Below are 23,639 nucleotides of genomic sequence, written 5' to 3' on the forward strand. Positions count from 1 at the left end.
TGTCATCTTGTCAACCCGAAGGATGATCGGACTCTGTTCACATCGCAAGGCGACGCCTGTGGCGGCGAATCCGCGCACACTGGGGGCACGCAGCACCCCTGACGGGCCATCCCGCGATCGCCAGGGCCAGGGCACAGCAGATCAGGGCACCACGAACCACGACCCAAACCGCACCGGAGCAGACCCGGTCCGATCCGGTCACCACCGGGCGAGACCATGTCTGCCCAGGTCAGACGAGATCAGTGGCAGGTCGGCCGGCCAGCGGACATGCTGATCGGCTGGACGGCAACCGTCACGTCCGACCGGTGCCGGGTGCCGTTACGCGAGCACGTGCAAGAACCCGCAGGAAGCAGGAGGAGGACAGGTGTCGACGCAGGCCCCGACCCCACAGGATTCGATGTCTCCCGCCGGGCCGGGTGAGCCGGTCACCGCGCTGCCCTCCACCTCCGACTCGCGGCTCGCCCGGCAGCTCGGGTTCATCCTGGAGATCGACAAGCTCAAGTCCGTGCTGCGCCGCAGCCGCCTCGCCGACGACTCGCGTGCGGAGAACGATGCCGAGCACTCCTGGCATCTGGCGATGATGGCCGTGGTGCTCGGCGAGTACGCCGACGAGGAGGTCGACACCGGCCGGGTGCTGCGCATGCTGCTCGTCCACGACCTCGTGGAGATCTACGCGGGCGACACCTTCGTCTACGACCAGGCCGCGATCGCCGAGCAGGAGGCCCGGGAGAAGGCCGCTGCCGACCGGCTCTTCCCGCTGCTCCCCCGCGACCAGGCGGTCCAGCTGCGCTCGCTCTGGGAGGAGTTCGAGGCGCGGCGCACACCCGACGCGCGTTTCGCCCGCGCGCTGGACCGGCTGCAGCCGCTGATCCTCAACTACGTGACCGGCGGCGGGAGCTGGCAGACCCACGGGGTCCGCGCCCAGGACGTGCTCGCCCACCAGCGGGTCGTCTCCGAGGGCTCGCTGGCCCTGTGGGAGTACATCAACCAGCTGGTAGGGGACGCCGTCCGCCGCGGCTACCTGGCCGCCTGACCAACTGGCCGGCCAGGCCGCCTGACCGGCAGGTCAGCGGCCGGGTCACCGCCAGGCCAAGCCAGGCCGACGGTCCGCTCACCGCCAGGCCGGCGGCTGACTCACCGGCGGGCCGGCTGGCTCAGAGCTGGACCCGGCTGGCCGCCAGATGGGCGAGCATCGCCTGGTTGGCGGCCCAGCCGTCCGGGAACCTGACCGGCTCGCCGAGATGCACCGGGTCGCTGGTCGGGTGGGCGTCGAGCAGCTCCCGGATGCCGGCGCGGGCGACCACGAGGCAGGCCTGCCGATGCCTGGACGCCAGCACGCACAGCCGGCCCGCCTCCAGGTGGAAGGCGGTGGCGTCCCGCCGGCCGGACAGTGGGTGCAGCACCACGGTGACCTCGTACTCCCGGCCCTGCAGCCGGTTCGCCGTGTCCACCACGACCTGGCCGTCCCAGCCCGCCGATCCGGGCCCGGCACCGGAGCCGGAGCCGGCCGCGGGATGATCCGCGTCCCCTTCGGTCGTGGCGAGGCCGCCGAGCGCGGCGCGGATGGCGACCACCTGGTCCCGGTGGGCGGCGCCGACGGCGATCCGTCCCGGGGTGATCCGTGTCTTTTCTCCGCCCGACGTCGCCAGGGTGCCCCGCTCGAGGATCCGTCGGGTGAGCTGCGCGACCGCCGCGACGGCTTCCGCGTCGGTCCGCATGGTGTGGCGGGCCGGCAGCTCCAGCAGGCCCCAGCCGGTCGTGGCGGCGACGTCGAGGACGTCGTCGACGGGGCTTTCGGCGCGTCCGGGCACCACCAGCCCACGCTCACCGAGGTCGGTACCCGTCCGGAAGCCGGTGAAGGGATAGAAGGCGTCCGCGACGACGTCCTGGGCCGTGCGCGGCAGCCGCCAGGACACGGGCAGGCGATGCACCGGCAGGTCGGGGTTGTTGCGCTGCAGCACCGCCACTGCGCTCTGCATCGGGTTCCAGACCAGCCCGTGCCAGCGGTCGCCCGTGACCGTGGAGAACGGGTCGAGCTGACCGGGGTCGCCGACGAACAGGGCGCGCTCGAAGCGTGCGGCGATGGCCAGCAGGGTGTCGGAGCGCATCTGGTAGGCCTCGTCGACGATCGCCCACGGCCAGGTTCCTTCACGGACGTAGGCCCATTTCGCCGCGGTCGAGATCGTCACCTCGGGATCCCCGAGGCTGTCGACGTCGCTGGCGGTGACGACGTTGGACAGGCCGGCCAGGCGGGCCGACGGAAGGTAGCCGGTGCGGCCGAGACGTCCGATGCGGGCGGCAGGCAGCTCGTCGGCCAGCCGGGCCGCGAGCCGTTCGACCAGGTCGTCGACCTGTTCGTTGGTCTGGGCGACGATCATCAGCGGGGCGCCGGAGGCGGCGAGGACCGCCGCCGTCCGCACGACCAGGGTGGACTTCCCCGCTCCGGGCGGCGAGTCGACGATGACACCGCGATGCCGGCCGGCGCGCAGGTCGTCCAGGATGGCGAGGGTGACCGCCTCGGCCTGCGCCGCCGGCGAGAGCCCGGCGGATCCGGCGAGCCCGGCGGACCCCGCAGAACCGGGGAGCCCGGCGACCTCGCCGACAGCGCTCACTCCCAGGCCTCCGCGGTGTCCTTCTCGGTCGGTTCGTAGGGTTCGGGTGGGCCGCCGTGAGTCCAGGGGGTGTCGGCGGTGTCCGGCATCGGGGCGGAGCGCACACCGTCCGCGAGGACCGCGCTGTAACAGAGCGACTCGCCGACCTCCGCCACCGTGCCGGGCGCCGGTGCCGCCGACCGGCCCATGCCGCTGCGCGCCTCCAGGGTGATCAGCAGGCCACCGCCCGCAGGCGGGACGTCGATCGCCTCGATGACGCATTCCTGCCTGCGGCGGCTGCTCGCGACGACCTTGGCGCCGACGGTGAGCCGGACCGGGTCCTCGGTGCGCACCGTGAGCAGCGGACGGGTCACCAGGCGGCCCTTGCCCCGCCCGTTCGGGATGCGGCGGTCCCGCTCGACGGCGACGACGGTGCCGCTGAAGGCCTCGCCGGTCACCCGGTGCTGCGCCATGACCAGTGGGTCGTCGAAGGCACGGTCGGCGTCGTAGCCGGCCTGTGCCTGCTCGATCCGGTTCAGCCGGCGCGCGGCGGCGACCGCGCCGTCCCGGCGGGCCTGCGGGAGCCCTTCTTCGACCATGTAGGTATGGAAGCCGGTGTAACGGGCGCGGTCGGTCTCCCACCGTGCCGGTACGGAGGCCCCGGCAGGCAGGCCGCCGAGCAGGTCGAGGGCACGCCAGACAAGGTCCCAGGTCGGCTGGAGCTGGGTGCGCAGCAGGTTCTCCAGGCGGGTCACCGCACGCGCGACGCCGGCCGGCCCCGCCGCCGGGCCGGCGGCGGGAGCCGCGGTGTCGGCTACGGTTGCCGCGACGGCCGTGTCGTAGGCGGCGATCGCGGGCGCGAGCTGCTCGGTGTCGAAGCCGGGGTCGGTGGTGGGCCCGGCCGGCGGGCAGTGCCGGGGATCCTCGGCCAGCCGGGCGGCGGCCGCCCCGGGCAGGCCCGGCGGTGGGTCGATCCATCCCAGCAGCGCGGCGAGGTTCGCGTCCTCCAGCGCGCTCTGCCCGGTGGCCCAGTGCAGGCCGAGCAGGTCGGTGACCGCGAGCATCAGCGAGGACCCCGGGATCTCGGCCCGCTCGGCGAAGAACGTCAGCCAGCGACCCAGCAGGGGCACACTCGGCGCGACCGCGTACTCGCCTTCCGTCGAACGGAAGCGGGTCGACCGGGCGAACAGCCGGACGAACTCGACGCCGGCCGGGTTGGGCACGACAAGCTGCGGCGCGTCGAGCGACCGTGGCCCGTTGGTGAGCTCCTCGGTCGCCGCCGCGAAGCCCAGGACGTGCGGCAGCATGATCTGGGCAAGCTGGTCGGCGAACGCGAAGCGCAGATCCCGGTTCCGGGGCTGGGCCACCACGAGCAGCGTGGCCTCGTCCCGCGCGGTGCCGACCATCGCGGCGAGCGGGGCGTTCGCCTCCCCGGCCAACGTCAGCGGCACGAGGACGAACGGGCGCGCCGACAGGTGCGCATGGCGCACGGTCGCGGTAGGCGCCGCGTTCCCGGTCGCCACCGCGAGCGCCCGGGCGTACGAACTGATCGCCGTCACCCGCGCTCACCACCGGAAGCGGATGCCGCAGCGACAACCTGGGCCGGCGGCGGAGGCGGGGCCGGAGCCGGGCCCGGGCCCGTTGCCGGCGGAGGGACCGTTGCCGGCAGAGGGACCGGGGCCGGCGGAGGGACCGGGGCCGGCGGAGGGACCGGGGCTGGCGCGGCAGCCAGGACCTCCGCGTACATCCGCGCCGTGATCATGAGGTGGGCGGCGGCCTCGGCCTGGCTCTCGGTCGGTGTCCGGGTGCCGCCGGCGAGGTCGAGCACCTCGGCGACGGTGTCGATGCCGCCGAGTTCCTCACGCACGCTCACGCCCAGCGCGGCGGTGCGGCCCGCGGCCTCCTGCCGGCAGCGGAACGCCAGCTCGCAGACGGACAGGCAGTCCGGCGCGTAGCGGGCCGGCAGCTGGTCGAGCGCCTCGGTGAGCTCCCCGGCGGGCCTGCTCGGGGCACCATCCGCGGCCGGTGCGAGATCGAAGGTCAGCTCGGGCGGCAGTGCGTCCAGCAGGGTCTGCACCGTCGTCAGCCGGGCCAGCTGATGGTCGAGCGCGAGCAGCTGGCGCCGGACGTCGACCCTGGTCGCCATGGGCACGTTCGAGAAGTCCTTCGGGCAGACCAGGACGACGTCGTGGGAGACCGCCCCCGGCGTGCCGAGCATCCGGCGCAGCGCCAGCACGTAGACGGCGGCCTGCACCGCCGCGGCGGCGACCTTCTCCCCGTCCGCCTGACCGTCGACGACGGCGAAGGACTTGATCTCCACCACGTGCGCCCGCCCGTCCGGGCGGATCACCAGCAGATCGGGCTCGAGGTACACGTCCTGCCCGCCGACGGCGAGCCGCAGCAGCGGATGCGCCAGCAGCACCGTCCGCGGCGCCTCGGCAGGCGACCCGGCACCGGCGCGGGACGCGGCCTCGGACCGCAGCACCGCCTCGGTGCGCTCCAGCCGCCGCGCGGGACCCTCCGCGTCCGAGCCAGCACCGGACGCACCCAGATCCAGGTAGATCACATCGCCGGACGTCGCCTCGTCGACGCCGGCGTCCACGTCCGCGTCGGAGTCGGAGTCGAGGCACTCCGCGAGCAGGGTGAGCAGCGCGGCGCACTCGTCCGCGGTCACCCGCGCCTCGAACACGTTGCCGCGGACGATCGCGAACGGGGACTGGCCGAAGGGGGCCGCGAACCCGATCTGGCGGGCCAGGAGCTCCTTGTCGATCCCGGCGGCGTCCAGCACGGCCCGGCGGGCACAGCCGGGGTTACGGGTCAGCGCGGCGATGGTGCGGGCGTCGTGACGCCGTCGCGGGGCGCGGCCACGGAGGCGGTCCAGGCGTTGCTCGGTCCGCTCCTCGGTCCGGTTCTGCACTGGCCTCCCGCGCCCCTCCCGTCGTGGCGGCCCTCGCCGCGGAGCAACCGCGGCAAACGATGCCTTCGACAGGGACGTCCGTCCAGTCTTGTGCCGGCATGTCGGTCAAAGAGTTGTCCTGGAAGCCGACTGGACCGGCCCCGGACTGCCGCCCGAACGGATCGCGGGCACGGCGGCGCGTGGACGGGCGGGGTGGCACCGGTCCCGCCCACGCACCGTTCGTCGGCAGTCAGCTCGTCGGCAGTCAGTCGGTCATCTGGAGATGGCGACGCGGTCGACGATCCACTGACCGAGCTCCTCGGTCATGGCGGTGTGCGGGGTCGGACGGGACGAACAGAGGAAGTCGTCCAGGTCGGACTGCTCCGGCGGCAGCGCGTTGATGTCGACGTAGAGGTCGTCGTTCGTCTCGACGCCGCGCACCGAGACAGCGCTGACCGACGGGACGAAGCACGCGGTGCGGTGGGCCACGTCCAGGCCCTCCCCGATCTCCTTGAGCGCGTCGGCGAGGATGCCGAACGAGTCGAGGGTGCCGCCCGGAGCACCGTCGATGTCGGGGAAGTCGTTCGTGGTGATCTTCCGCTCGCCGAGCAGCCCACGCAGGTCGGCGACGAGGCGGTCCCGCCCGCCCGCCTGGGTGTAGAGGACGGTGTCCGTCAGGTACGGGCCGCTGCTGCGCAGGGCCTCGACGCCGGGGGCGATGCCGTTGTGCCGCCCGTCGCCCACCCCGTTCGCGACGCCGATCAGGCGCGGAATCTGGGGCCAGCCACCGGCCCGCTCCAGGGCCTCCAGGAACTTCCTGCGAGCCGGATCGACCCGCGGCGTGCCGTCGACGGTCTCCAGGTGCCGCCAGAGCAGCTCCCGCGACGCCGGGCTGTTGATCTGCCGGGCCAGGGTGTCGTCGACCGGAGCCAGGTGATGCGCGATCGCCTGCAGCGCGATCGGGACGGACGCACCGCGGTGCGGGCTGTCGAATGACAGGTACACGCCGGTCTGGTGATCGATCCGCTGCGTCTCCAGCTGCGCCAGCGCGAGGCGGGTGACCAGCCCGCCCATGCTGAAGCCACCGACGACCAGACGCTCGTCACCCATCCGCTCGGCCATCGCGCGCATGATCGCCTCTTTCGCGACCTCCGCGTTGACGAGAATGGATTCGCTGCGCTCGTTGAATCCGATGAGCACGACGTCCCGCTGGCGGTCACGCAGCTGCGTGATGAAACGGTAGGGGTCGCTGTCGAGACCCTCCCAGAGCCAGTCGAAGTCCGTGGGCCCCATGTTGAAACCGTCCGCCAGCAGTACGGGACGGACAATTCCGTTGTTGCCCTTTCCGTACCAGACGCGAGCCGATCCGTCCCGGAACTTCCAGACCGCGTCGGGCTTCGGCGCCACCACACCGGCGCGCGCGTCGGCGGGGATGACGAGCCCGACCGGGCCCATCGCCTGCTTCATCTTCCCCAGATCCTTGCCCGCCATCGATGAATCCCCCTCGGTAGGACGACGAGTACGCGAGGAGTATCACCGAGCACCGGAGAGATCGCCGGGCCGAGCCGTTCAGGCCCGGTCACGGCGAAATTCACCGGCGCGAGAAATCAGGTCAGATTCCGGCTCGGCGAAGGAACTGCCGGAATTCGCCGCCGACGTTACCGGTGCCTCCCGATGTCCCCGTTCCCGACGCCTTCCCGCCGGCCCCGCCGCCCCCGGCACTCCCGGCACTCCCGCCGCCCCCGGTGCCCGAACCGGCGGCCGAGCCGGCCGAAGCCGACGACACCGACGAGGCGGACTTGGACTCCTTCGGATCCTTCGACTCCTTGGACTCCTTGCCGGTGGCCGCGGACTGCCGGGCGCGGGCCGCCCGGTCGGTCTGCCAGCGCTGCCCCAGGTGCACCGCGGCGGGCAGGATCGCGGCACGCACCAGAAGGGCGTCCACCGCGATCCCGATCGCCAGGCCGCCGCCGAGCATCTTGAGGGTTCGGGGCGGCTGGGCGGCGACGGACAGGAAGATGAACATCATCACGAAGTTCATCGTGAGCACGACGTGCCCGAGTTCGGCGTGGCCGCGCCGGATCGCGTCACGCCCGTCGCGGATCGGGTCGGGGCGCGCGCCGTCACGGCGGCGGGCGAGCAGCCGCGCCGCCCCCCGCAGTCCGCCTGCCCCGCCAGCCTTCGACGGTTCCGCCGCACCGCCACCGCCGCCCTCGCGCAGGCGGGCGAAGAGGATCAGGTTCATCACCGGGGCCAGGCCGAACACGCAGACCATCACCGGTATGAGGACGAACGGCTCGACCGGGCTGGTCATGACATGGAGGTGCCGGGCGGCGTCGACGTCCTGGAACACGGGGCGGAGCATGCCGCCGGCGGCCACCACGGCGAGCACCGCGGCCACGCCCAGCAGAACCGCGAGTGCGGGCAGCCCGGAGGCGACGAACACCATGAGACCGACGGCGACCAGCACCACGGCCAGGAACAGCGGCAGCGTCGAACGGAACTCGTCGGCCGAGTCGTCGAACATCGCGGTGGGTCCGCCGACCGCGGCCTCGGTGATGCTGCCGCCGAGGGTTGCGGGGAGCACGTCGTCACGCAGGTGCCGGACCAGGTCGCTGGCCTCGGTGGTGCGCGGGCCGGCGACGGGCAGGACCCGGATGACGGCCGGGCCGAGGGTCGGGTCGTCAAGGGAGATCTCGGCCGTCCGCACCCCCGGGGTCGCCCGGATCGCGGCCGCGACCTGGGCCGGCTGCACGATCCGGTCGGCGGGGTCCACGGGCGTGCCCCGGTCCACCGTCACCAGGACGGGGCCGTTCAGGCCGGGGAAGAATCCGTCACTCACGAGGTCGTAGGCGCGGCGAGTGGTCAGCGACGTCGGATCGGTGCCCGCGTCGCCACCGCCGATGCGCAGCCCGTCGGTCTGGTTGGCCAGGGCCATCAGGACCACGCCGACGGCCACCGCGACCAGCGCCGGGTACCGCCCGACCTGGGCCGCCCACCAGGACCGCAGGCCGGGCCGCCGGGCCAGGCCCGCGCCGGCCATGGCCAGGTAGTGCCGCTCGGCCCAGCCGAGCAGCCGGACTCCGCCGGTGGCGAGCAACGCCGGCAGCAGCGTGAGCAGCGCCAGCACGGCGATCATCACGGCCGCGGCGGCGGCGACGGCCAGGCCGCCGAACTCGTTCGGGAGCAGGCCCGCCACGACCAGCAGCGCGATGCTCACCCCCAGGCCGCCGATGACCACCGCGGCCCCCGCGGCCGTCGTCGCCGACGCCGCGGCCTGCTCCCTGTTCTGGCCGCGCAGCAGGGCCGACTGGGCCCGGTGCACGGCGACCACGGCGCCGCCCAGGCAGGTGCCGAAGGCGAGCACAGCCGCGGTCACCGGTGCGAACGGGGTCAGCTGCGCCGTGTGCGACAGCCGGCCGGTCACCGCGACGGCCTGCACCGCGCACACCCCCGCGGGCAGCAGGCAGACCACGACGCCCAGGCGTGACCGCAGCGTCACCCCCAGCAGGACGATCATCGCGAAGGCGGCGACGGCGAGCGGTGCCGGCGAGAGGTCGACGGAACCGATCATCGTCGCACCGGGGCCGGACATCTCGACCTGGATCTCGGGGCCGTCATAGGCCCGGGCGGCGGCGATCACCGCGCGGACCGCGTCGAGGTCCGGGGTGAGCGCGTCGTCGGCCATCAGGACGGACACCAGGGCGGTGCGCCGGTCCGCGCTGATCGGGTCCACCCCGGCCGTCGTCGCGCCGAGCGGTCCGGCCGGGTCCGCGACCAGGGTCACGCCGCGAAGCCGCCCGATCTCCGCCACCAGCGCGGTGATCCGTTCCCGGGCCCGCCCGGCGTCGACGGTGCCTCGGCGCGCACGGATCACGATCGTCTCGACGTCGGGCAGCTGTCCACCTGGCGACGCCCGCGCGACACCGTCCATCGCCCGCGCGGACTCGGAGCCCACGGGCGCGACCTCCTGGGCATACCGGGCGCCGCCCTCGCGGATGTGCTGCACGGCGGGCACAAACGCGACCAGCCATGCCGCCAGGACAAGCCAGCGATGACGGGAGCAGGAACGCGCGAGAATCCCCACGACCCCGGCAAGTTTCTCGGGCCTGTCGGTCATTCGAACACCCTAGAACGGAAAAATGACCCCCTTTCCGCCTTTGGTGGGGGCGGCGGCAATGGTCCGCGTACTCTCTTTTCCCACCCTTTGCCGGCGACCAGATCGCACCAACACCCGAAACGCCGTCGAACTCCCCCAAGGTGCTCTTCGTCTGGCCGGTCACGAGGGGCGTCCCGAGCCACCGCCGTAATTCCCGCTCAAGGCACCGGCGGCGACGCGAGCCCGCCAGAGGCTCATCCGGAACCGGCCAGTGATACGCCCCACCTGCCGCCGACCGCACGATTCCCCACCACCGCAGCGCCATCGCGGACGGCGCCGCGCCACTGCACCACCTCTCATCACGGCATCACCTCTCATCACGTCATCACCACCGCACCGGCGCATCACCGCCGCGGTCATCGCGGCGACGCCGGAATTCCGGGCAAGGGCCACCCGGCTACCGCCACGGCGGCCGTGGCGGCGATGATGACGACGGTTTGACGATGGCGACGGTCTGACGGCACCGAGAATCGAGGACGCGCGATGGAGACGACCGCACCGTCCGGGCGGCAGCTTGAGCTGGAACACGGCGACAGCCGGGTGGTGATCACCGAGGTGGGCGGGGGCCTGCGTGACTACCGCGTCGGAGGGTTCGCGGTCCTCGACGGGTACGGGGCCGACGCCATGGCCAGCCGCGGGCGCGGCCAGCTGCTGCTGCCCTGGCCGAACCGCGTCGACGGCGGCCGCTACACCTTCCGCGGGACCGAGCACCAGCTGCCCGTGAACGAGGTCGCGCTGAACAACGCAAGTCACGGCCTGACCCGCTGGCTAGGGTGGGGCCTCGAACGCCTCGACGTGAACGCCGCCCGCGCCGACGTCATCCTGCGGGCCCAGTCCGGCTACCCGTTCACCGTCGCGTTCTCGGCGCTCTACCGGCTGGCCGACGACGGGCTGACCGTCACCGTCACCGCGACGAACCTGGGTGCGCAGGCGGCGCCGGTCGGCCTGGGCGCGCACCCGTACTTCGTCCTCCCCGGAGCGGACGGGGCCCCGGTGATGGTCGACGACCTGACGGTCACCGTGCCCGCCGAGACCCGCCTGCTCGTCGACGGACGCCTCCTTCCCGTCGGCACCGAGAAGGTCGCCGGCGGCCCGTACGACCTGCGTCACCCCCGCCCGCTCGGGGATCTCGCGCTCGACACCTGCTTCACCGACCTGACCCGCGACGCCCAGGGCCGGGCCGTCGTCACACTCGCCGCGGCCGGCGGCGCGCTCACCGTCTGGCAGGACGAGACCTGGCCCTACCTGCAGCTGTTCACCGGCGACTCGTTCGGCCCCGGTCAGGCGCGGCGCAGCATCGCCGTCGAGCCGATGACCTGCCCGGCGAACGCCTTCAACAGCGGGGACGGGCTGCGGGTGCTGGAACCCGGCGAGTCGTTCGGCGGCTCCTGGGGTGTATCGCCCCAGCTGGGTGCCGGCCCGGGCTGACCCGGACCTCGCCGGCCCGGACCGCGCCGACCCGGACCGCGCCGACCCGGACCGCGCCGTCGGGGGCCGGCGCCGCGCGGGACCGAGCGCCGGCGGCCACGCCCCGCTGGCGGCGCCGCCCCCCGACGACGGCACCTCGACGGCGACGTTCCCACCGGGCTCGCCCCGCGCGGCGAGCCCCTGACCAGAAGCCACCGCCTCCGGCAGCGCCTCGACTCAGTCGTGACGGACGCGAAAGAGCAGCAGGAACGCCGCGCCGGCCGCGGGCGCCCTCCGATCGAAGCCGAGCGGCTCCGGCCTCACCTGCCCGATCAGAACACGCCCGTGCTCCCCGCGGGTGAACACCCGCCCGTACCGGTCGACCTCCCCCACGCCGTGACCGCGACGCGAGACACCAGCCCCGCAGATGTATCCCCGCCGGTCCGCGTTCCCGACTATCGACTCCACGGGGCGCTCACCTCGGTAGATCTCCCCGTTTCGGTCCACCCGGCCGATCCGCCGGCACCCCCTGATACCGGTGGCGTACACCTCCCACGACGCGTCGACGAAGCCGATCCGCCGGAGCCCATAACGACGGTAGATGTCCATCGAGCCTATTTCCGCGTCGACTCGAACCCGCGATACACCCGACGATGCACCACAAGATCGAAAATGCTCATTGTTCCGCTCCCCCGAATCCGCTTCACGACCGGCGCGGCGCGCGGTACCCGACCAAGGCCGCCCGATTCCGGATAATCGCGATCCGACCGGCGGCGACACGCCGATCCTCCCCCGCCACAGAACGGTGAACAACAAATCTGATTTGTTTATTTGTTGCCAGGTTTGTAGCTTTGACCCATACAGCCCCGACCGGTGCCCTGGTACCGTTACGCCCATCGGCCCGCGCGAGCGGAGCCCGGCCCGGCACCGGGAAACCGACGCCGGCAAACCATCCACGTTCGGGGGGGCGTCGGGTGTCGGTCAATCGTCGTGGGCGGCCCGAGGCTCCCATCAGGAGCGGCCCGGGGCCGCTCCGGGACTTCACGCAGGCGCTGCGCGCGCTGCGCGTGGCGGCTGGCACGCGTACCTACCGTGAAATGGCCGAGGCAGGGCATGTGTCGGTGTCGGCTCTCACCAGGGCCGCGAGCGGCGAGGCGTTCCCGTCGCTGGCGGTCACGCTCGCCTTTGTCCGCGCCTGCCATGGCGACCTCGACGAATGGCGCGCCCGCTGGCAGGAGACACACGCTCGCCTCGACGCGGAACGCGAACGCACTCACCTCGGCGCCGGCCCCGACACAACCGGCGCCGCACTCACGTCGGTCCCCGCCCACTGGTCCGTCCCGTGGCCACGCAATCCGCATTTCGTCGGCAGGCGCCTCGAGCTGGCCACGCTGCGGGCCCGGCTGACAGGCGACCAGCAGGCTGGGCTGCCCCAGGTGCTGCTGGGTCCTCCCGGGGTCGGGAAAACCCAGCTCACGGTCGAGTACGCCTACCGGCGGGCGGTCGACTACGACATTGTCTGGTGGATCGACGCGGAACAACCCGCGACAATGCTCGCCGCCCTCAGTGACCTCGCGTCCCGGCTTGGCATCGCCGTCCGGGGCGACGTCCAGGCGTCCACGCGGGCCCTCACCGAGCACCTGACCGCTCCCGGCCCGCACAGACGCTGGCTGCTCGTGCTGGACAACGCGGGCGCGCCAGCACCTCATTTCGGGCTGCTCTCCGCCGCGGCCCTGGCACCCGGCGGACATCTGCTCATCACGTCCCGAGATCCGGGCTGGTCAGCCTTCGCCGGCCAGCTCGAACTGGACGGCCTGCCATCGAGCGACGCGGTCAGACTTCTGGTCAGCCGGGTCCCATGGCTGACCGACGCCGATGCCGACCGCGTCGCGCACGCGTTGGGCTTCCTCCCCCTCGCCCTGGAACAGGCAGGATCCTGGCTGGCCGAGACCGCGACCCCGGTCGATACCTACCTTGAGCATCTCGCCGTCCGGATACGTGACGTGATGAGCCGCAACACGCCGCACGCCCATGCCTCGGTCGCCGCGACGTTCAGCGAGGCGTTGGACAACCTGGGCGACCCGGCCGCGGCGAGCCTGGCCCTGCTCTGGGCTCACTTCGGGCCCGAGCCCGTGCCACTCGGGTTGTTCCATCCGGGCGCGGCGACCGTCCTGCCCGAGCCGCTGCGGACCGCGGCGAAGGATCCGATGCAGTTCCGGGATCTGGTGCGCGTCCTGGTCCACACAGGCCTGGTCCGCCCGGTCGGAGACAACCGGGTCGCGATGCATCGCCTGGCACGGCTGTTCCTGCAGGAGTCAGCTCCGCCCGCGCTGCGCCACGAACTGTCGACGTCCGTACACGGGCTCCTGACAGCCGCCTGGTCCGGGAACCAGGCCGCGCTCTCGACCTGGCACGGCTACGCGGAGATCTATCCGCATGTGGTCGAGTCCCGCCTGGTCCAGAACACCGCACCGGAATGCCGCGCCCTCATCCTCTGGCTGATCTGGGCGCTGCGGGCCGCCGGCGACTACCCGAGCAGCCGCCAGCTGGCGGAACAGGCGTACCAGCACTGGAGCACCACCATCGGGTCCCACCAGTTGGACACCATGCTCGCCGCGGTCAACCTCGCGGCCACCAGGTGGGCGCAGGGCGAGCCGGAGGCGGCACAGCGAGTGATCGCCCACGCCTGGCGCCGGCACCGCGCACCCGCCGCCGCGAGCTCTGACGGCAGCGCTTTCCCGGACTGTCCTGACGACATCGAGAACACCCTGCTCCCGCGGGTCCGGCGGACCTACGGCGCCGATCATCCTCATGCGATCACCGTCACCGCTCATGTCGCCGCCAGCAACTGGGCGCTGGGCGACTTCGCTGCCGCGGAGCGCCTCTTCCAGGATGTCTGCGCCAGAGCCGGCCGAGTTCTCGGCGCAGACCATCCCCACACCATCCGGGCCAGTGCCTTTCTGGGCTCCGCCCTGCACGAACAGGGCGAGCGGGGCAGTGCGCGCACGCTGCTGCGCGCCACCCTCGTCCGCGCGCGGGAGTTCCTCGGCGACAGCCATCCGGACACGATCCGCACAGCGGCGAACCTGCTCACGGTTCTCCGGGCCGACGACGCCGACGGTTTCCCGGGCGCCGTCGCGATGTCTCCCGATGCCGATACCGGCGCCGGCGCTGATGCCGGCGCAGTTCCGCTCTCGCTGTGCGTCGACATCCTTGCCAGGGCCGCCCAGGCTGCCCGGTCCGGAGCCGACAGGCCGGGCGACTGAGCCGGCCGGCGCGGGTGAGCCCGTTCGCGCCTCAGGTTGGTCGACGTGCCGCAAGCAGGTCGAACTCGGCCTGCGCCTCCTCCGGCGAGGAACGCAGCCGGCGGACCAGGCCGCGCACGGCCTCGATTCCCTCCGCCTGGTAGCGCTCCTCCAGGACGTCCGCGCCGCGGTAGGGCCAGGAGCGCGCCGGGCCGGACCGGATGTAGTGGACGCATTCGCGGGCCATCCGCGGATCGTCCCGGTAGAAGTGCAGCTGCGCCCAGGTCGCGAGCGCCTCGTTCAGGCCGGTGCCGGCGGACCAGGCCGACGTCCCGACCGCGGCGGCACGGGCGCCGTGTTCGTCGAGGCCGGTCGCGATCGCCGCGTGGGCGTGGTCGTGCAGCAGGGCGAGCTCGCAGAACTCGGCGGCCCGTTCCCAGATCGGCTCGTCGAGCACCGCGTCGCCCCGCAGTGCCGCCGCGACCTTGGTCAGCGCCCCGGCGCCGATGAGCACCGCCGGCGCGGAGGTCGGCACCAGCATGCCGGACCGCCCGAACCGCCCCGCGCCACCGGAGAACCGGAACACGCCGAAGGTGTTCGCGCCCGAGCCCAGATAGTCGGAGACGACCTGTTCCCGGGCGCCGACCAGGGCGCGCAGCTCGTCCAGGGCCGCGGCGAGCCCGGCCCGGAACTCGAGGTCGACCGGCGGTTCGGCGACGACACCGCCCACCGACCGCTCGATCGCCGCCGCGGCACGCGGCCCCAGCTCCGCCACCAGCCTCGCCCGCACCTGCGGGTCGATGCGGTTGCGGGACCGGGCGCGGACGTGCCGGTCGACGTACCGGATGACCAGCTCGCAGTAGAGGCCGGCGAAGCTGGGGAAGTCCTCGGCGCAGCGCTGCCGCCAGATCATGGGCGGCTCCGGGAAGCCCGGCGGCACGGCGGAGTCTTCGTCGAGCCGGGTCGGGCGCCCCGCCAGCGCACGACGGACGTTGCGGACGAACCCGCCCATCGCCTCCCGCCGCACGTGCACGAGATCGGTGTCGGGGCCGACGTCGACGACATGGGCCCCGAACGTCAGCAGGAGCTCGCGGACCCGTTCGACCAGCTCCTCCTCACCGGCGTCGAGGACCCCGGGCGCGACCTCGCCGGCCTGTTCCTCCGCCAGGAAACGCGCGTCCGGTTCACAGGTGCGGCGCAGGCGGGTGGCCGTCGTGTCATCCGTGACGTAGGTCGGCGGCGGGTAGTACCGCAGGCCGGTGAGGTCCTCCAGGAACGGGACGATCGTGCGCAGCGACTCCCCGATCCGTTCCACGTTGCCGTTCGCCAACGTCGGCACCAGCGTGAAGACCGGGAAGGTGACGTCGACACGCCGAGGCCCCACCGGCGGTGGACCGGCGGCGGGCCCGGATCCGGCCGTGGGACCGAAACCCGCAGCGGGACCAAGGCCAGCAGCAGGACCATGGCCAGCAGCGGGACCGGAACCGGCAGATTCGGCCGCGATGGGCACCTCGTTCTGCTCCGAGGCCCCGACGGGCCGGCCTGGCTGCGCCGGCTCGGAACCCGCGGCCACACCGAGATCACCCAGCTCGGGACCGGCCGCCATGCCGAACTCCTCCGGCTCGGAACCCGCGGCCGCTCCGAACTCCGCGAGCTCGACCCCCGCCGCCACGCCGAACTCCCCGGCCTCACCCTCGCCGGTCACCGCCTCGCCGGACTCGCGCCGCAGGCCCTGGCGCGCCACCAGCGCGGACGACCAGGGATCCATCCGGCGCAGCCGAAGCTCGGCCAGGGGCGGCGGCGGGGCGGGCACCGACGGGGTCCAGCTCATCGGGCAGACGAAGGCGTCGAGGGAACCCCGGGAGCCCGCGACCTCCAGCGCGCGGCGCCATTCGGTCTCCACATAGCCGGACACCGCGCTGGCCTCCGACCAGAAAAGCCCGAACAGATCAGCACGTTCGATGGCGGCTTCGAGCTCGGGCTTCCATTCCCGGGGACCGGGCGTGTCGAACCCGTCGAGGAACAGCGTGATGCCCAGGCTCTGATAGTTCTCGCGGAAGCGGCGCACGATCTCGGCATCACTCGACGCATACGATCCGTACACTTCACGGAACATCGCGCCCGACCGGATGACGACCTGCGGCAGCCCCGACGACACCGCCGGCTCGCCGGCCGCGGCGGTATCCGCCACCTGGCTGTTCTCGACCGCGAGATCCAGCGGGAGCTGCGCGATCGGCAGCCCGCCCACGCTGACCTCCACCTGCCCGAGGCGCCGTCGCCGCGCGTCACCACCCGCCGTCGCAGCGACCTCGAACGACGCGGTCTGCGCGGTGCCCTCCCACTCGACAACACGGCGAGCGGGGCGGAACCGCAGGCCGGACGCACTGGGAACGATCTCGATCCAGGTACCGGACGCGATCCCGTCGGCCGCCGGCGGCACGGTGACCAGGACCGGATACCAGCCGGTGGCCGCGACAGCGGCGGGCTGCCGGACGACGAACTCCCCGGCGGCCGGAGCCGGACCCGACTCCGGCCGCGACTGCGGTTCCGGCTCCGACTGCGGATCCGGCTCCGGCTGCGGTTCTGGCTCCAGATCCGGCCGCGGACCCGACTTCGGCTGCGGTTCCGGCAGCGGTTCGGGCTGCAGATCCGGCTGCGGAACCGGATCCGGCTGGACCACAGCTGCCTGGGCATCCGGGCGCGACGCCCGTGCGGTGGGGCTGGGCAGCGCCTGCCCTGGCACCGTGCCGGCCGGGCCCGCTTCGCGCTGCAGCGACTGGTGGGCGACACGGCGGCCGGCCGCGGAGATCGCGCGGCCGAGGTCCTCCTCCCCCGGGGCCGCCTCCCAGGTTCCGCCGGTGACCTTGACGATCACTTCGGCCAGCTCGGCAGCACGCGGCGATCCGTCGAGGACGACCACGTCGACGGTGATGCCCGCATGCGCACAGTCGTAGGCGGCCTGGAGCAGGTCACCGGGAGCGGTGAGGGCATCGGTGACCAGCAGCAGGCGGGCGAAGGCCGGCTGCTGCTCCAGCCCGGCCAGGTGGCGCCAGGCCCGTTCCAACGCGGAGGCCACGGTCGCCTCACCACTGCCGCTCCCGGCAGCAGCGCCGCCTGCGCCCGCGCCGGTTCCGGCGTCGGCGCCCGGCGCGGTGGCGGTGGCGGTGCGCATCGTTCGTTCGAAGGTGGCCCGATCGCCGGCACGGCCCTCGTACACGACATCCGCGGAGTCGGTGAAGCCCACCAGCACCGTGGGCAGGGCCGGCGGCAGCTCGGCCAGTGTGTTCGACACGCTCTCGACCGCGACATCGAGCTTGCCGCGGCCGGACCGTCCGTGCTGATTCGAGTCCGCTTCCGTGGTTCCCGACTGGCCCGGCGGCCGGTTATCGGAATCGGGCCGGCCAGCGGGCTGCGTGGATCTGGCGAGTTCCTCGGCCAGCCGCACCCGGCGACGCCCGGCGGCGGGGAATGCCCGCGTTCGGGCCCGTGCACGGCCATCTCTACGGCGCCCGAACAGCGGGCGGGCAGAATCAACGGCGAACGGCCGCGCCATGGACGCCGAATGGTCAACCAGAACAATCCACACCGCGCCGACTCCCCCCTGACCGACGGCAACCGGAACGGGACCTCGGGTATGTGGATCAGCGTACGCGAAGGTCGGCCCACGGCCTGCCACGGGATGTCGTCAGGTGGTCTTCTTCGCACGGCTGGGCTGCACGCGGCGGGGCTCGCCGGCCATCTTGGGATGGTCCGGCGGGTAGGGCAGGTCCGTCAGGCCGCGCTCACCGACGTCCCGCTCCCACCACTGAAGCAGAGGTGTGAGCTCGTGCCGGGTGTCGTCGATGCCCGCCCACGGGTCGCCGAGGCGGGCGAGGCGGGCGGGCACGGTGATGACGGTGAAGTCGCGCGGTTCGAGGCCGGGCAGCTCGTCCCAGCTCACCGGGGTGGACACCGGCGCCCAGGGCCGCGGCCGCGCCGAGTACGCCGACGCGATCGTGCGGTCGCGGGCATTCTGGTTGTAGTCGACGAACACCTTGGCGCCGCGTTCCTCCTTCCACCAGCTGGTGGTGACCAGGTCGGGGCGGCGGCGTTCCAGCTCCCGGCCGAACGCGATGGCCGCCTGGCGGACCTGCGTGAACGTCCACCGCGGCTCGATCCGGACGTAGATGTGCAGGCCGCGGCCGCCGCTGGTCTTCGGCCAGCCGGTCCAGCCCAGCTCGTCGAGCAGCGCGTGGGCCTCGCCCGCGACGACGACCGCGTCGGCGAAGTCGGTGCCCGGCTGGGGGTCGAGATCGATCCGCAGCTCGTCGGGGTGGTCCACGTCGGAGCTACGCACCGGCCACGGATGAAAGGTGATGGTGCCCAGGTTCACCGCCCAGGCGACGACCGCCGCCTCGGTCACGCAGATCTCGTCGGCGGCGCGGCCGCTGGGGAAGGTGATGCGCGCGGTCCGGACGAAGTCGGGCGCGTTCCTGGGCACGCGTTTCTGGTAGAAGGCGTCACCCGGTGTGCCGTCGCGCTGGGTGAGACGAGCACCCTCGATCACGCCGTTCGGCCATCGCTCCATCGTCGTCGGCCGCTGGTTCAGCGCACGGACGATCCCTTCGCCGACGGAGAGGTAGTAACGGACCAGGTCGATCTTCGTGACGCCCGCCTCGGGAAAGTAGATCCGGTCGGGATTGCTGACCCGCACCGTCCGGCCGGAGACGTCCAGCTCGATGGGCTCGCCGTACTGCGCTGCCGCCATCGTGCGACGCTATCGCCGCCGCCGGTCATTGCAACCACCTCGGCCCGGGAATGTCCGCCGGTCCGTCAACCGTCCGCCGCACCGGTCGCATTCGGGACGAAAGGCCCGGGCAGCGGACCGGTCGCACGGCCCGGTGTCCCCGGCGTTCGACGGTCACCGGCCGGGCCGACCGGTCAGGGCAGGGCCATGACCAGCGCCGACGCCTCCGGTGCCCGCGCCATCACCCCGCCCGCGGGCACCGCCCGCCCGGGTGACCTTCCGCCCCCGAGGGTGCGACCTTCGGACGCCGGCAGCCCGACTCACGCACGCTGCGATCCCCGGGGGTCGACCGGCAGTCTCATTCCATGGGTATGGCGACGACCGGCATCGCGGTCCCCGTAGGCGCCGGACACGGTCTCGGCGCTGTGCCAGGCCTGCCCGCGGCTCTGTCCGAGACGCTGACGTCCGTCCTCGTGTTCCTCGGTGACCGGGTCTACAAAATAAAGAAGACGGCCGATCTCGGGTTCCTCGATTTCCGTACGCGTGAGGCACGTCTCGCCGCCTGCCAGGCCGAGGTCAATCTCAACCGCCGGCTCGCCCCCGACGTGTATCTGGGCGTCGCCGACATTCTCGGCCCCGACGGCACACCGCTGGACCACATGGTCGTGATGCGCCGCCTGCCCGCGGAGCGCCGGCTCTCCGCCCTGCTCGCCGCCGGCAGCGACGTCACCGGGCCGCTGCGGGCCGTCGCCCGGCTGCTCGCCGACTTCCACGCCCGCGCCGCCACCTCACCGGAGATCACCGAGGCCGGGTCCACCGCGAACCTGCGCTGGCTGTGGGACGAGGTGCTCGAAAGCATCGAGCCGTTCCTCGGACCGGTGCTCGACACGACCACCATCGACGCCATCCGCCACCTCGCGAACCGCTACCTCGACGGCCGGGCTCCGCTGCTGCGCGAACGGCAGCGCGACGGACGCATCCGCGACGGCCACGGCGACCTGCTCGCCGACGACATCTACTGCCTCGACGACGGTCCGCGCATCCTGGACTGCCTGGAGTTCGACCGGCGCCTGCGGGTCGGGGACGTCCTGTCCGACATCGCCTTCCTCGCGATGGACCTCGAACGCCTCGGCCGGCCCGACCTCAGCCGGTTCCTGCTCGACCAGTACCGCGCCTACACCGCGGTGACCCATCCGCTGTCGCTGGAAAGCCTCTACATCGCGTACCGCGCGTTCACCATGTGCCGGATCGCCTGCACGCAGTACGCGCAGGGCGCGACCGCCGCCGCGGCGGAGGCCCGGGCGCTGGCCTCGTTGGCCCTGGCGAGCCTGCGCCGCGGGCGGATCCGGCTCATCCTCGTCGGCGGCGCGGCGGACACCGGCCGTTCCGCGGTGGCCGCCAGACTCGCCGAGAGCGAGGGCTGGACGCTGCTGCGGGCCGCGTCGGTCGAGCGCGAGCTCGCCCACCTGGCCCCGGCCGGCTGGACGGACGCCCCGGCCACCACCGCGGTCACCGCGAACGCCATCGCTGCCACCGCGACCACCGCAACCGCAACGACAACCGCCACCACCACCGGGACCGCCGCCACCGCGACGGCGGTCCGCGACGAGCTGCTGCGCCGGGCCAGAACCGCCGTCGAACGGGGTGAGACGGTGGTCATCGACGCCTCCTGGGCCCGCCGCCATGACCGGGAGCAGGCCGCCGCCCTCGCCCGCGCGACGTTCACCGACCTCATCCAGCTCCGCTGCGCGCCCCCCGGGCCCGGAGCGGGAATCGCCACCGCCGGCGCTGGCACCCACCTCGACCGGTCGACGTCGGCCGGTCCGGAGCACACCTTCCACACCGACCCGTGGCCGGAGGCGAAGACCCTTGAACACGGACCCACGCCGTCCGACATCCACCGGGCGGCGCGGCGGGCGGCCCGGTGAACCGCCGGCCACCCGCCCGCCGGAGGCCACCCACCCAGCCTCCGCACCGACCGCCCACCCGCTCCCGGGCCCGCTCGCGCCCGCGGCCGCGTCGCGGTCCGCCGCGTCCCCGCCTCCGGCCAGGCACCCCGCCCCGCGCCCCACGGGCACCAAGGGCCCTTCACTCACACCGCCCCTACCGCCGGCTGGGCCGCTGCCACAGGCCGGGCCATTGCCACCAGTGGCGCCCGTCGCGCCCGTCGCGGTCGCCATGACCGGCGGGCCCGGCGACGGCCTGATGTTCCCGACGGTTGCCCGGCTCGAGCTCGACGACCTGCTGACCCAGCTCGTCGAGCGGGCCCAGGACGTCCTGGCGACCCAGAGCCGGCTGCGCGGCCTGCTGCAGGCGAACCGGCTCATCGCCACGGACCTGCGGCTTCCGGTGCTGCTCCGGCACATCGTCGAGGCGGCGACGGACCTGCTCGGGGCCCGCTACGGTGCCCTCGGTGTGATCGCTCCCGACCGCACCCTCGAGGAGTTCGTGCACGCGGGCATGACCGACGCCGAGGTCGCCCGGATCCGCTACCTGCCCACCGGGCAGGGCATCCTCGGGCTGCTGATCGACGACCAGCGGCCGCGGCGCGTCGACGACATCGCCGAGGACCCCAGCGCCTACGGCTTCCCGCCGGGCCACCCGCCGATGCGGACGTTCCTCGGCGTCCCGATCATGGTGCGCGGCGCCGTGTTCGGGAACCTGTATCTGACCGACAAGCACGACGGCATGCCGTTCACCGCCGAGGACGAGGAGCTCGCCCTCGCCCTGGCGGCCAACGCCGGTGTGGCCATCGAGAACGCCCGGCTCTACCACGAGTCGCAGCAGCGGCACCTGTGGATGACCGCCTCGGCCGAGATCACCAGGCTGTTCATGGCCGGAGCCGACGACGCGCTCGACGCGCTGGCCCAGCGTGTGCTCGAAGTCGCCGACGCCACGTTCGTCGCACTCGCGCTGCGCGCCGAGAACGGCCCGGACGACCACGCCCGCATCGCCGTCGCAGCCGCAGGTGCACCCGGAGCGGCCGGTTCCGGGGCCGCCAGCGGCAACGGTGGCGGTGGCGGCAACGGTGGCGGCGTCGCAGGCCGGGCGGGTCGGCGGATCCCGCTGGAGCACACCCTGACCGGCCGGGTCCTCACCGAGCGCCAGGCACTACGGGTGGACAACGCCCAGCTCGACGCCCTTCCCGACGAACGCACCGAAGGTACCGGGCCGCTGATGGTCGTCCCGCTCGTCGCCGGCCTGGACCAGTGCGACGGCGCCCTGCTCGTCGGGCGTGACCACGGCGCGCCGGCCTTCACCGACACCGATCTCACCCTGGCCACCAGCTTCGCCGGCCACATCGCGATCGCCCTCGAGCTCGGCCACGCCAAGGCCGACCAGGAACGCCTGCTCGTCCTCGCCGACCGCGGACGCATCGCGCGCGACCTGCACGACCATGTCATCCAGCGGCTGTTCGCCGTCGCGCTCGGCATGCAGGACCTCGCGCAGTACGAGAACCCGTCCAACTCCGACCGCATCACCAGCTACATCGAGGACATCGACGCCACCATCAAGGACATCCGGCGCACGATCTTCGAGCTCCGCAGCGCCCACCCAACCCGGGTCGCCCGGCTGCGCGGCGCCCTGGAGGAGATCTGCGACGACATCCGGCCGGCCCTCGGCTTCACCCCGACGATCACGCTGACCGGCCCACTGGACTCACTGGTGGACGACCGCCTCACCGACCATCTCATCGCCGCCGCCCGGGAGGCCCTGACCAACACCGCCCGCCACGCCCGCGCCGGCACCGCCGAGCTGCGACTCGCCGTGCAGGGCGACAGCGTGACCCTCGACGCGATCGACGACGGCGTCGGCATCGGCAGCTCGACCCGCCGCAGCGGCCTGGACAACCTGCGCACCCGGGCGGAGATCGTCGGCGGCAGCTTCTCCCTGTCGACCCCACCCGGCGGCGGAACCCACCTGCGCTGGACCGCGCCTCTGTGACGTCCTGGTCCTGATCCTGGTACCTCCGGTACCTCCGGCTCCGAAGGGTGAGATCACGCGGCAACGATCGTTGCCGCAAAGGCGACCCGATGATCCTTTGCCCAGGGCGGCCCCAGCGTTGCCCGTGGTCGGCGCAGCACGTCATCCGTGCCCTCGCCCAGAAGGCGGGCCGCCTCAGCCTCAACGGTTCTCGAGTCATAGAGATGGATCGCCCAGCCGCGGTTCCGGGCCACGTCGGCCAGCACCTGCCGGTACATGATGGCGTCGGCACGACTCTCGTACGGGACGCGTCGTTGCACGGCGATGTCGGCCGGGAAGCTGGCCGGCCAGGTCCGCAGCGAGAGTGAGGTGATCGGTGCGGGCACCGCCGCGGCCAGCTCCGCCAAGGCCGCCGAAGCGGCTCTGACCACCGAGGCGCGGACATCGGCCACCAGCACCGCGAGTTCGGTGTCGCGCAGCGGCTCACCCGACCGGTGGAGCTGGTGAGGACCACCACAATGGTGGATCGGTGCGACCGGCACGCCTGGTTCGATCAGCTCTATCCGCCGACGGTCCACGACCTGATGGTCCGCCGTAGCCGCGACAACCACAGCCCAGCCGAGATGATCGGCGGTACCCAGACGCATGGCGGTCATGGTGCCACCATGCGCGGGAACAGCCGCAACGTCGG

15 protein-coding genes are annotated in these 23,639 nt (G+C 73.0%); 6 read left to right on the top strand and 9 right to left on the bottom strand.

Translation table 11 applies throughout. The annotated features are described in order from the left end of the window. Positions 1–364: 364 nt before the first annotated feature. Positions 365–1,033 (top strand): HD family hydrolase, encoded by a 669-nt coding sequence (locus ACG83_RS33690; RefSeq protein ID WP_198955567.1) that lies wholly within the window; start codon positions 365–367, stop codon positions 1,031–1,033. 121 nt (positions 1,034–1,154) lie between these two features. Here the strand turns inward: ACG83_RS33690 and ACG83_RS33695 are convergent, their stop codons facing one another. The 5 genes from ACG83_RS33695 to ACG83_RS33715 form a co-directional block, all read right to left on the bottom strand. Beyond that, positions 1,155–2,612 carry an AAA domain-containing protein gene (locus ACG83_RS33695; RefSeq protein WP_054570283.1) on the bottom strand — a complete coding sequence of 486 codons (1,458 nt, stop codon included), beginning with the start codon at positions 2,610–2,612 and terminating at the stop codon, positions 1,155–1,157. Beyond that, on the bottom strand, positions 2,609–4,150 hold the full coding sequence (locus tag ACG83_RS33700; RefSeq protein ID WP_054570284.1) for a hypothetical protein: 1,542 nt from the start codon (positions 4,148–4,150) through the stop codon (positions 2,609–2,611). Before ACG83_RS33700 ends, ACG83_RS33695 begins: the two co-directional genes overlap by 4 nt. Then, complete coding sequence (locus ACG83_RS33705) at positions 4,147–5,508, bottom strand: hypothetical protein (protein ID WP_083473810.1); 1,362 nt, start codon at positions 5,506–5,508, stop codon at positions 4,147–4,149. Before ACG83_RS33705 ends, ACG83_RS33700 begins: the two co-directional genes overlap by 4 nt. A gap of 252 nt (positions 5,509–5,760) precedes the next feature. Then, positions 5,761–6,978, bottom strand: a complete 1,218-nt coding sequence (locus ACG83_RS33710; protein WP_054570285.1) for a triacylglycerol lipase — start codon at positions 6,976–6,978, stop codon at positions 5,761–5,763. A gap of 121 nt (positions 6,979–7,099) precedes the next feature. Continuing rightward, the gene (locus ACG83_RS33715) at positions 7,100–9,607 is read right to left on the bottom strand and encodes an MMPL family transporter (RefSeq protein WP_054570286.1); all 2,508 of its coding nucleotides are present in this window, start codon (positions 9,605–9,607) and stop codon (positions 7,100–7,102) included. Between the two features lie 522 nt (positions 9,608–10,129). Between ACG83_RS33715 and ACG83_RS33720 the strand changes: the two genes are divergently transcribed. Together ACG83_RS33720 and ACG83_RS33725 are read left to right on the top strand one after the other, a co-directional pair. Further along, positions 10,130–11,074, top strand: coding sequence for an aldose 1-epimerase family protein (locus ACG83_RS33720; RefSeq protein WP_054570287.1), 945 nt, complete (start codon positions 10,130–10,132; stop codon positions 11,072–11,074). Further along, a complete protein-coding gene (locus ACG83_RS33725; RefSeq protein ID WP_152991597.1) occupies positions 11,040–11,258 on the top strand; it encodes a hypothetical protein in 219 nt (72 codons plus the stop codon). Before ACG83_RS33720 ends, ACG83_RS33725 begins: the two co-directional genes overlap by 35 nt. A gap of 32 nt (positions 11,259–11,290) precedes the next feature. Here the strand turns inward: ACG83_RS33725 and ACG83_RS33730 are convergent, their stop codons facing one another. Continuing rightward, complete coding sequence (locus ACG83_RS33730) at positions 11,291–11,662, bottom strand: hypothetical protein (RefSeq protein ID WP_054570289.1); 372 nt, start codon at positions 11,660–11,662, stop codon at positions 11,291–11,293. Between the two features lie 365 nt (positions 11,663–12,027). Between ACG83_RS33730 and fxsT the strand changes: the two genes are divergently transcribed. Further along, entirely contained in the window at positions 12,028–14,319 is a 2,292-nt protein-coding gene (gene fxsT, locus ACG83_RS33735) for an FxSxx-COOH system tetratricopeptide repeat protein (protein WP_152991598.1), read from the top strand. 31 nt (positions 14,320–14,350) lie between these two features. Here fxsT and ACG83_RS33740 read toward each other — a convergent pair whose 3' ends face one another. Further along, a complete protein-coding gene (locus ACG83_RS33740; protein ID WP_152991599.1) occupies positions 14,351–17,590 on the bottom strand; it encodes a toll/interleukin-1 receptor domain-containing protein in 3,240 nt (1,079 codons plus the stop codon). Positions 17,591–17,983: 393 nt separating this feature from the next. Next, positions 17,984–19,045 (bottom strand): non-homologous end-joining DNA ligase, encoded by a 1,062-nt coding sequence (gene ligD, locus ACG83_RS33745; RefSeq protein WP_054570292.1) that lies wholly within the window; start codon positions 19,043–19,045, stop codon positions 17,984–17,986. A gap of 344 nt (positions 19,046–19,389) precedes the next feature. Between ligD and ACG83_RS33750 the strand changes: the two genes are divergently transcribed. Together ACG83_RS33750 and ACG83_RS33755 are read left to right on the top strand one after the other, a co-directional pair. Continuing rightward, positions 19,390–20,952 carry a hypothetical protein gene (locus ACG83_RS33750; RefSeq protein WP_054570293.1) on the top strand — a complete coding sequence of 521 codons (1,563 nt, stop codon included), beginning with the start codon at positions 19,390–19,392 and terminating at the stop codon, positions 20,950–20,952. Between the two features lie 277 nt (positions 20,953–21,229). Beyond that, entirely contained in the window at positions 21,230–22,969 is a 1,740-nt protein-coding gene (locus ACG83_RS33755; RefSeq protein ID WP_054570372.1) for a GAF domain-containing protein, read from the top strand. A gap of 53 nt (positions 22,970–23,022) precedes the next feature. On the opposite strand, the gene ACG83_RS33760 is transcribed toward ACG83_RS33755, so the two are convergent. Next, on the bottom strand, positions 23,023–23,604 hold the full coding sequence (locus ACG83_RS33760) for a hypothetical protein (protein WP_083473811.1): 582 nt from the start codon (positions 23,602–23,604) through the stop codon (positions 23,023–23,025). Positions 23,605–23,639: the final 35 nt, after the last annotated feature.

The organism is Frankia sp. R43, from assembly GCF_001306465.1.
Taxonomy (GTDB): domain Bacteria; phylum Actinomycetota; class Actinomycetes; order Frankiales; family Frankiaceae; genus Parafrankia; species Parafrankia irregularis.

Coding starts and splice junctions, on each gene's coding strand:
- ACG83_RS33710 (WP_054570285.1), bottom strand. CDS start 6,978: ATGGCGGGCAAGGATCTGGGGAAGATGAAGCAGGCGATGGGCCCGGTC.
- ACG83_RS33715 (WP_054570286.1), bottom strand. CDS start 9,607: ATGACCGACAGGCCCGAGAAACTTGCCGGGGTCGTGGGGATTCTCGCG.
- ACG83_RS33720 (WP_054570287.1), top strand. CDS start 10,130: ATGGAGACGACCGCACCGTCCGGGCGGCAGCTTGAGCTGGAACACGGC.
- ACG83_RS33730 (WP_054570289.1), bottom strand. CDS start 11,662: ATGGACATCTACCGTCGTTATGGGCTCCGGCGGATCGGCTTCGTCGAC.
- ligD (WP_054570292.1), bottom strand. CDS start 19,045: ATGGCGGCAGCGCAGTACGGCGAGCCCATCGAGCTGGACGTCTCCGGC.
- ACG83_RS33750 (WP_054570293.1), top strand. CDS start 19,390: ATGGGTATGGCGACGACCGGCATCGCGGTCCCCGTAGGCGCCGGACAC.
- ACG83_RS33755 (WP_054570372.1), top strand. CDS start 21,230: ATGTTCCCGACGGTTGCCCGGCTCGAGCTCGACGACCTGCTGACCCAG.
- ACG83_RS33760 (WP_083473811.1), bottom strand. CDS start 23,604: ATGACCGCCATGCGTCTGGGTACCGCCGATCATCTCGGCTGGGCTGTG.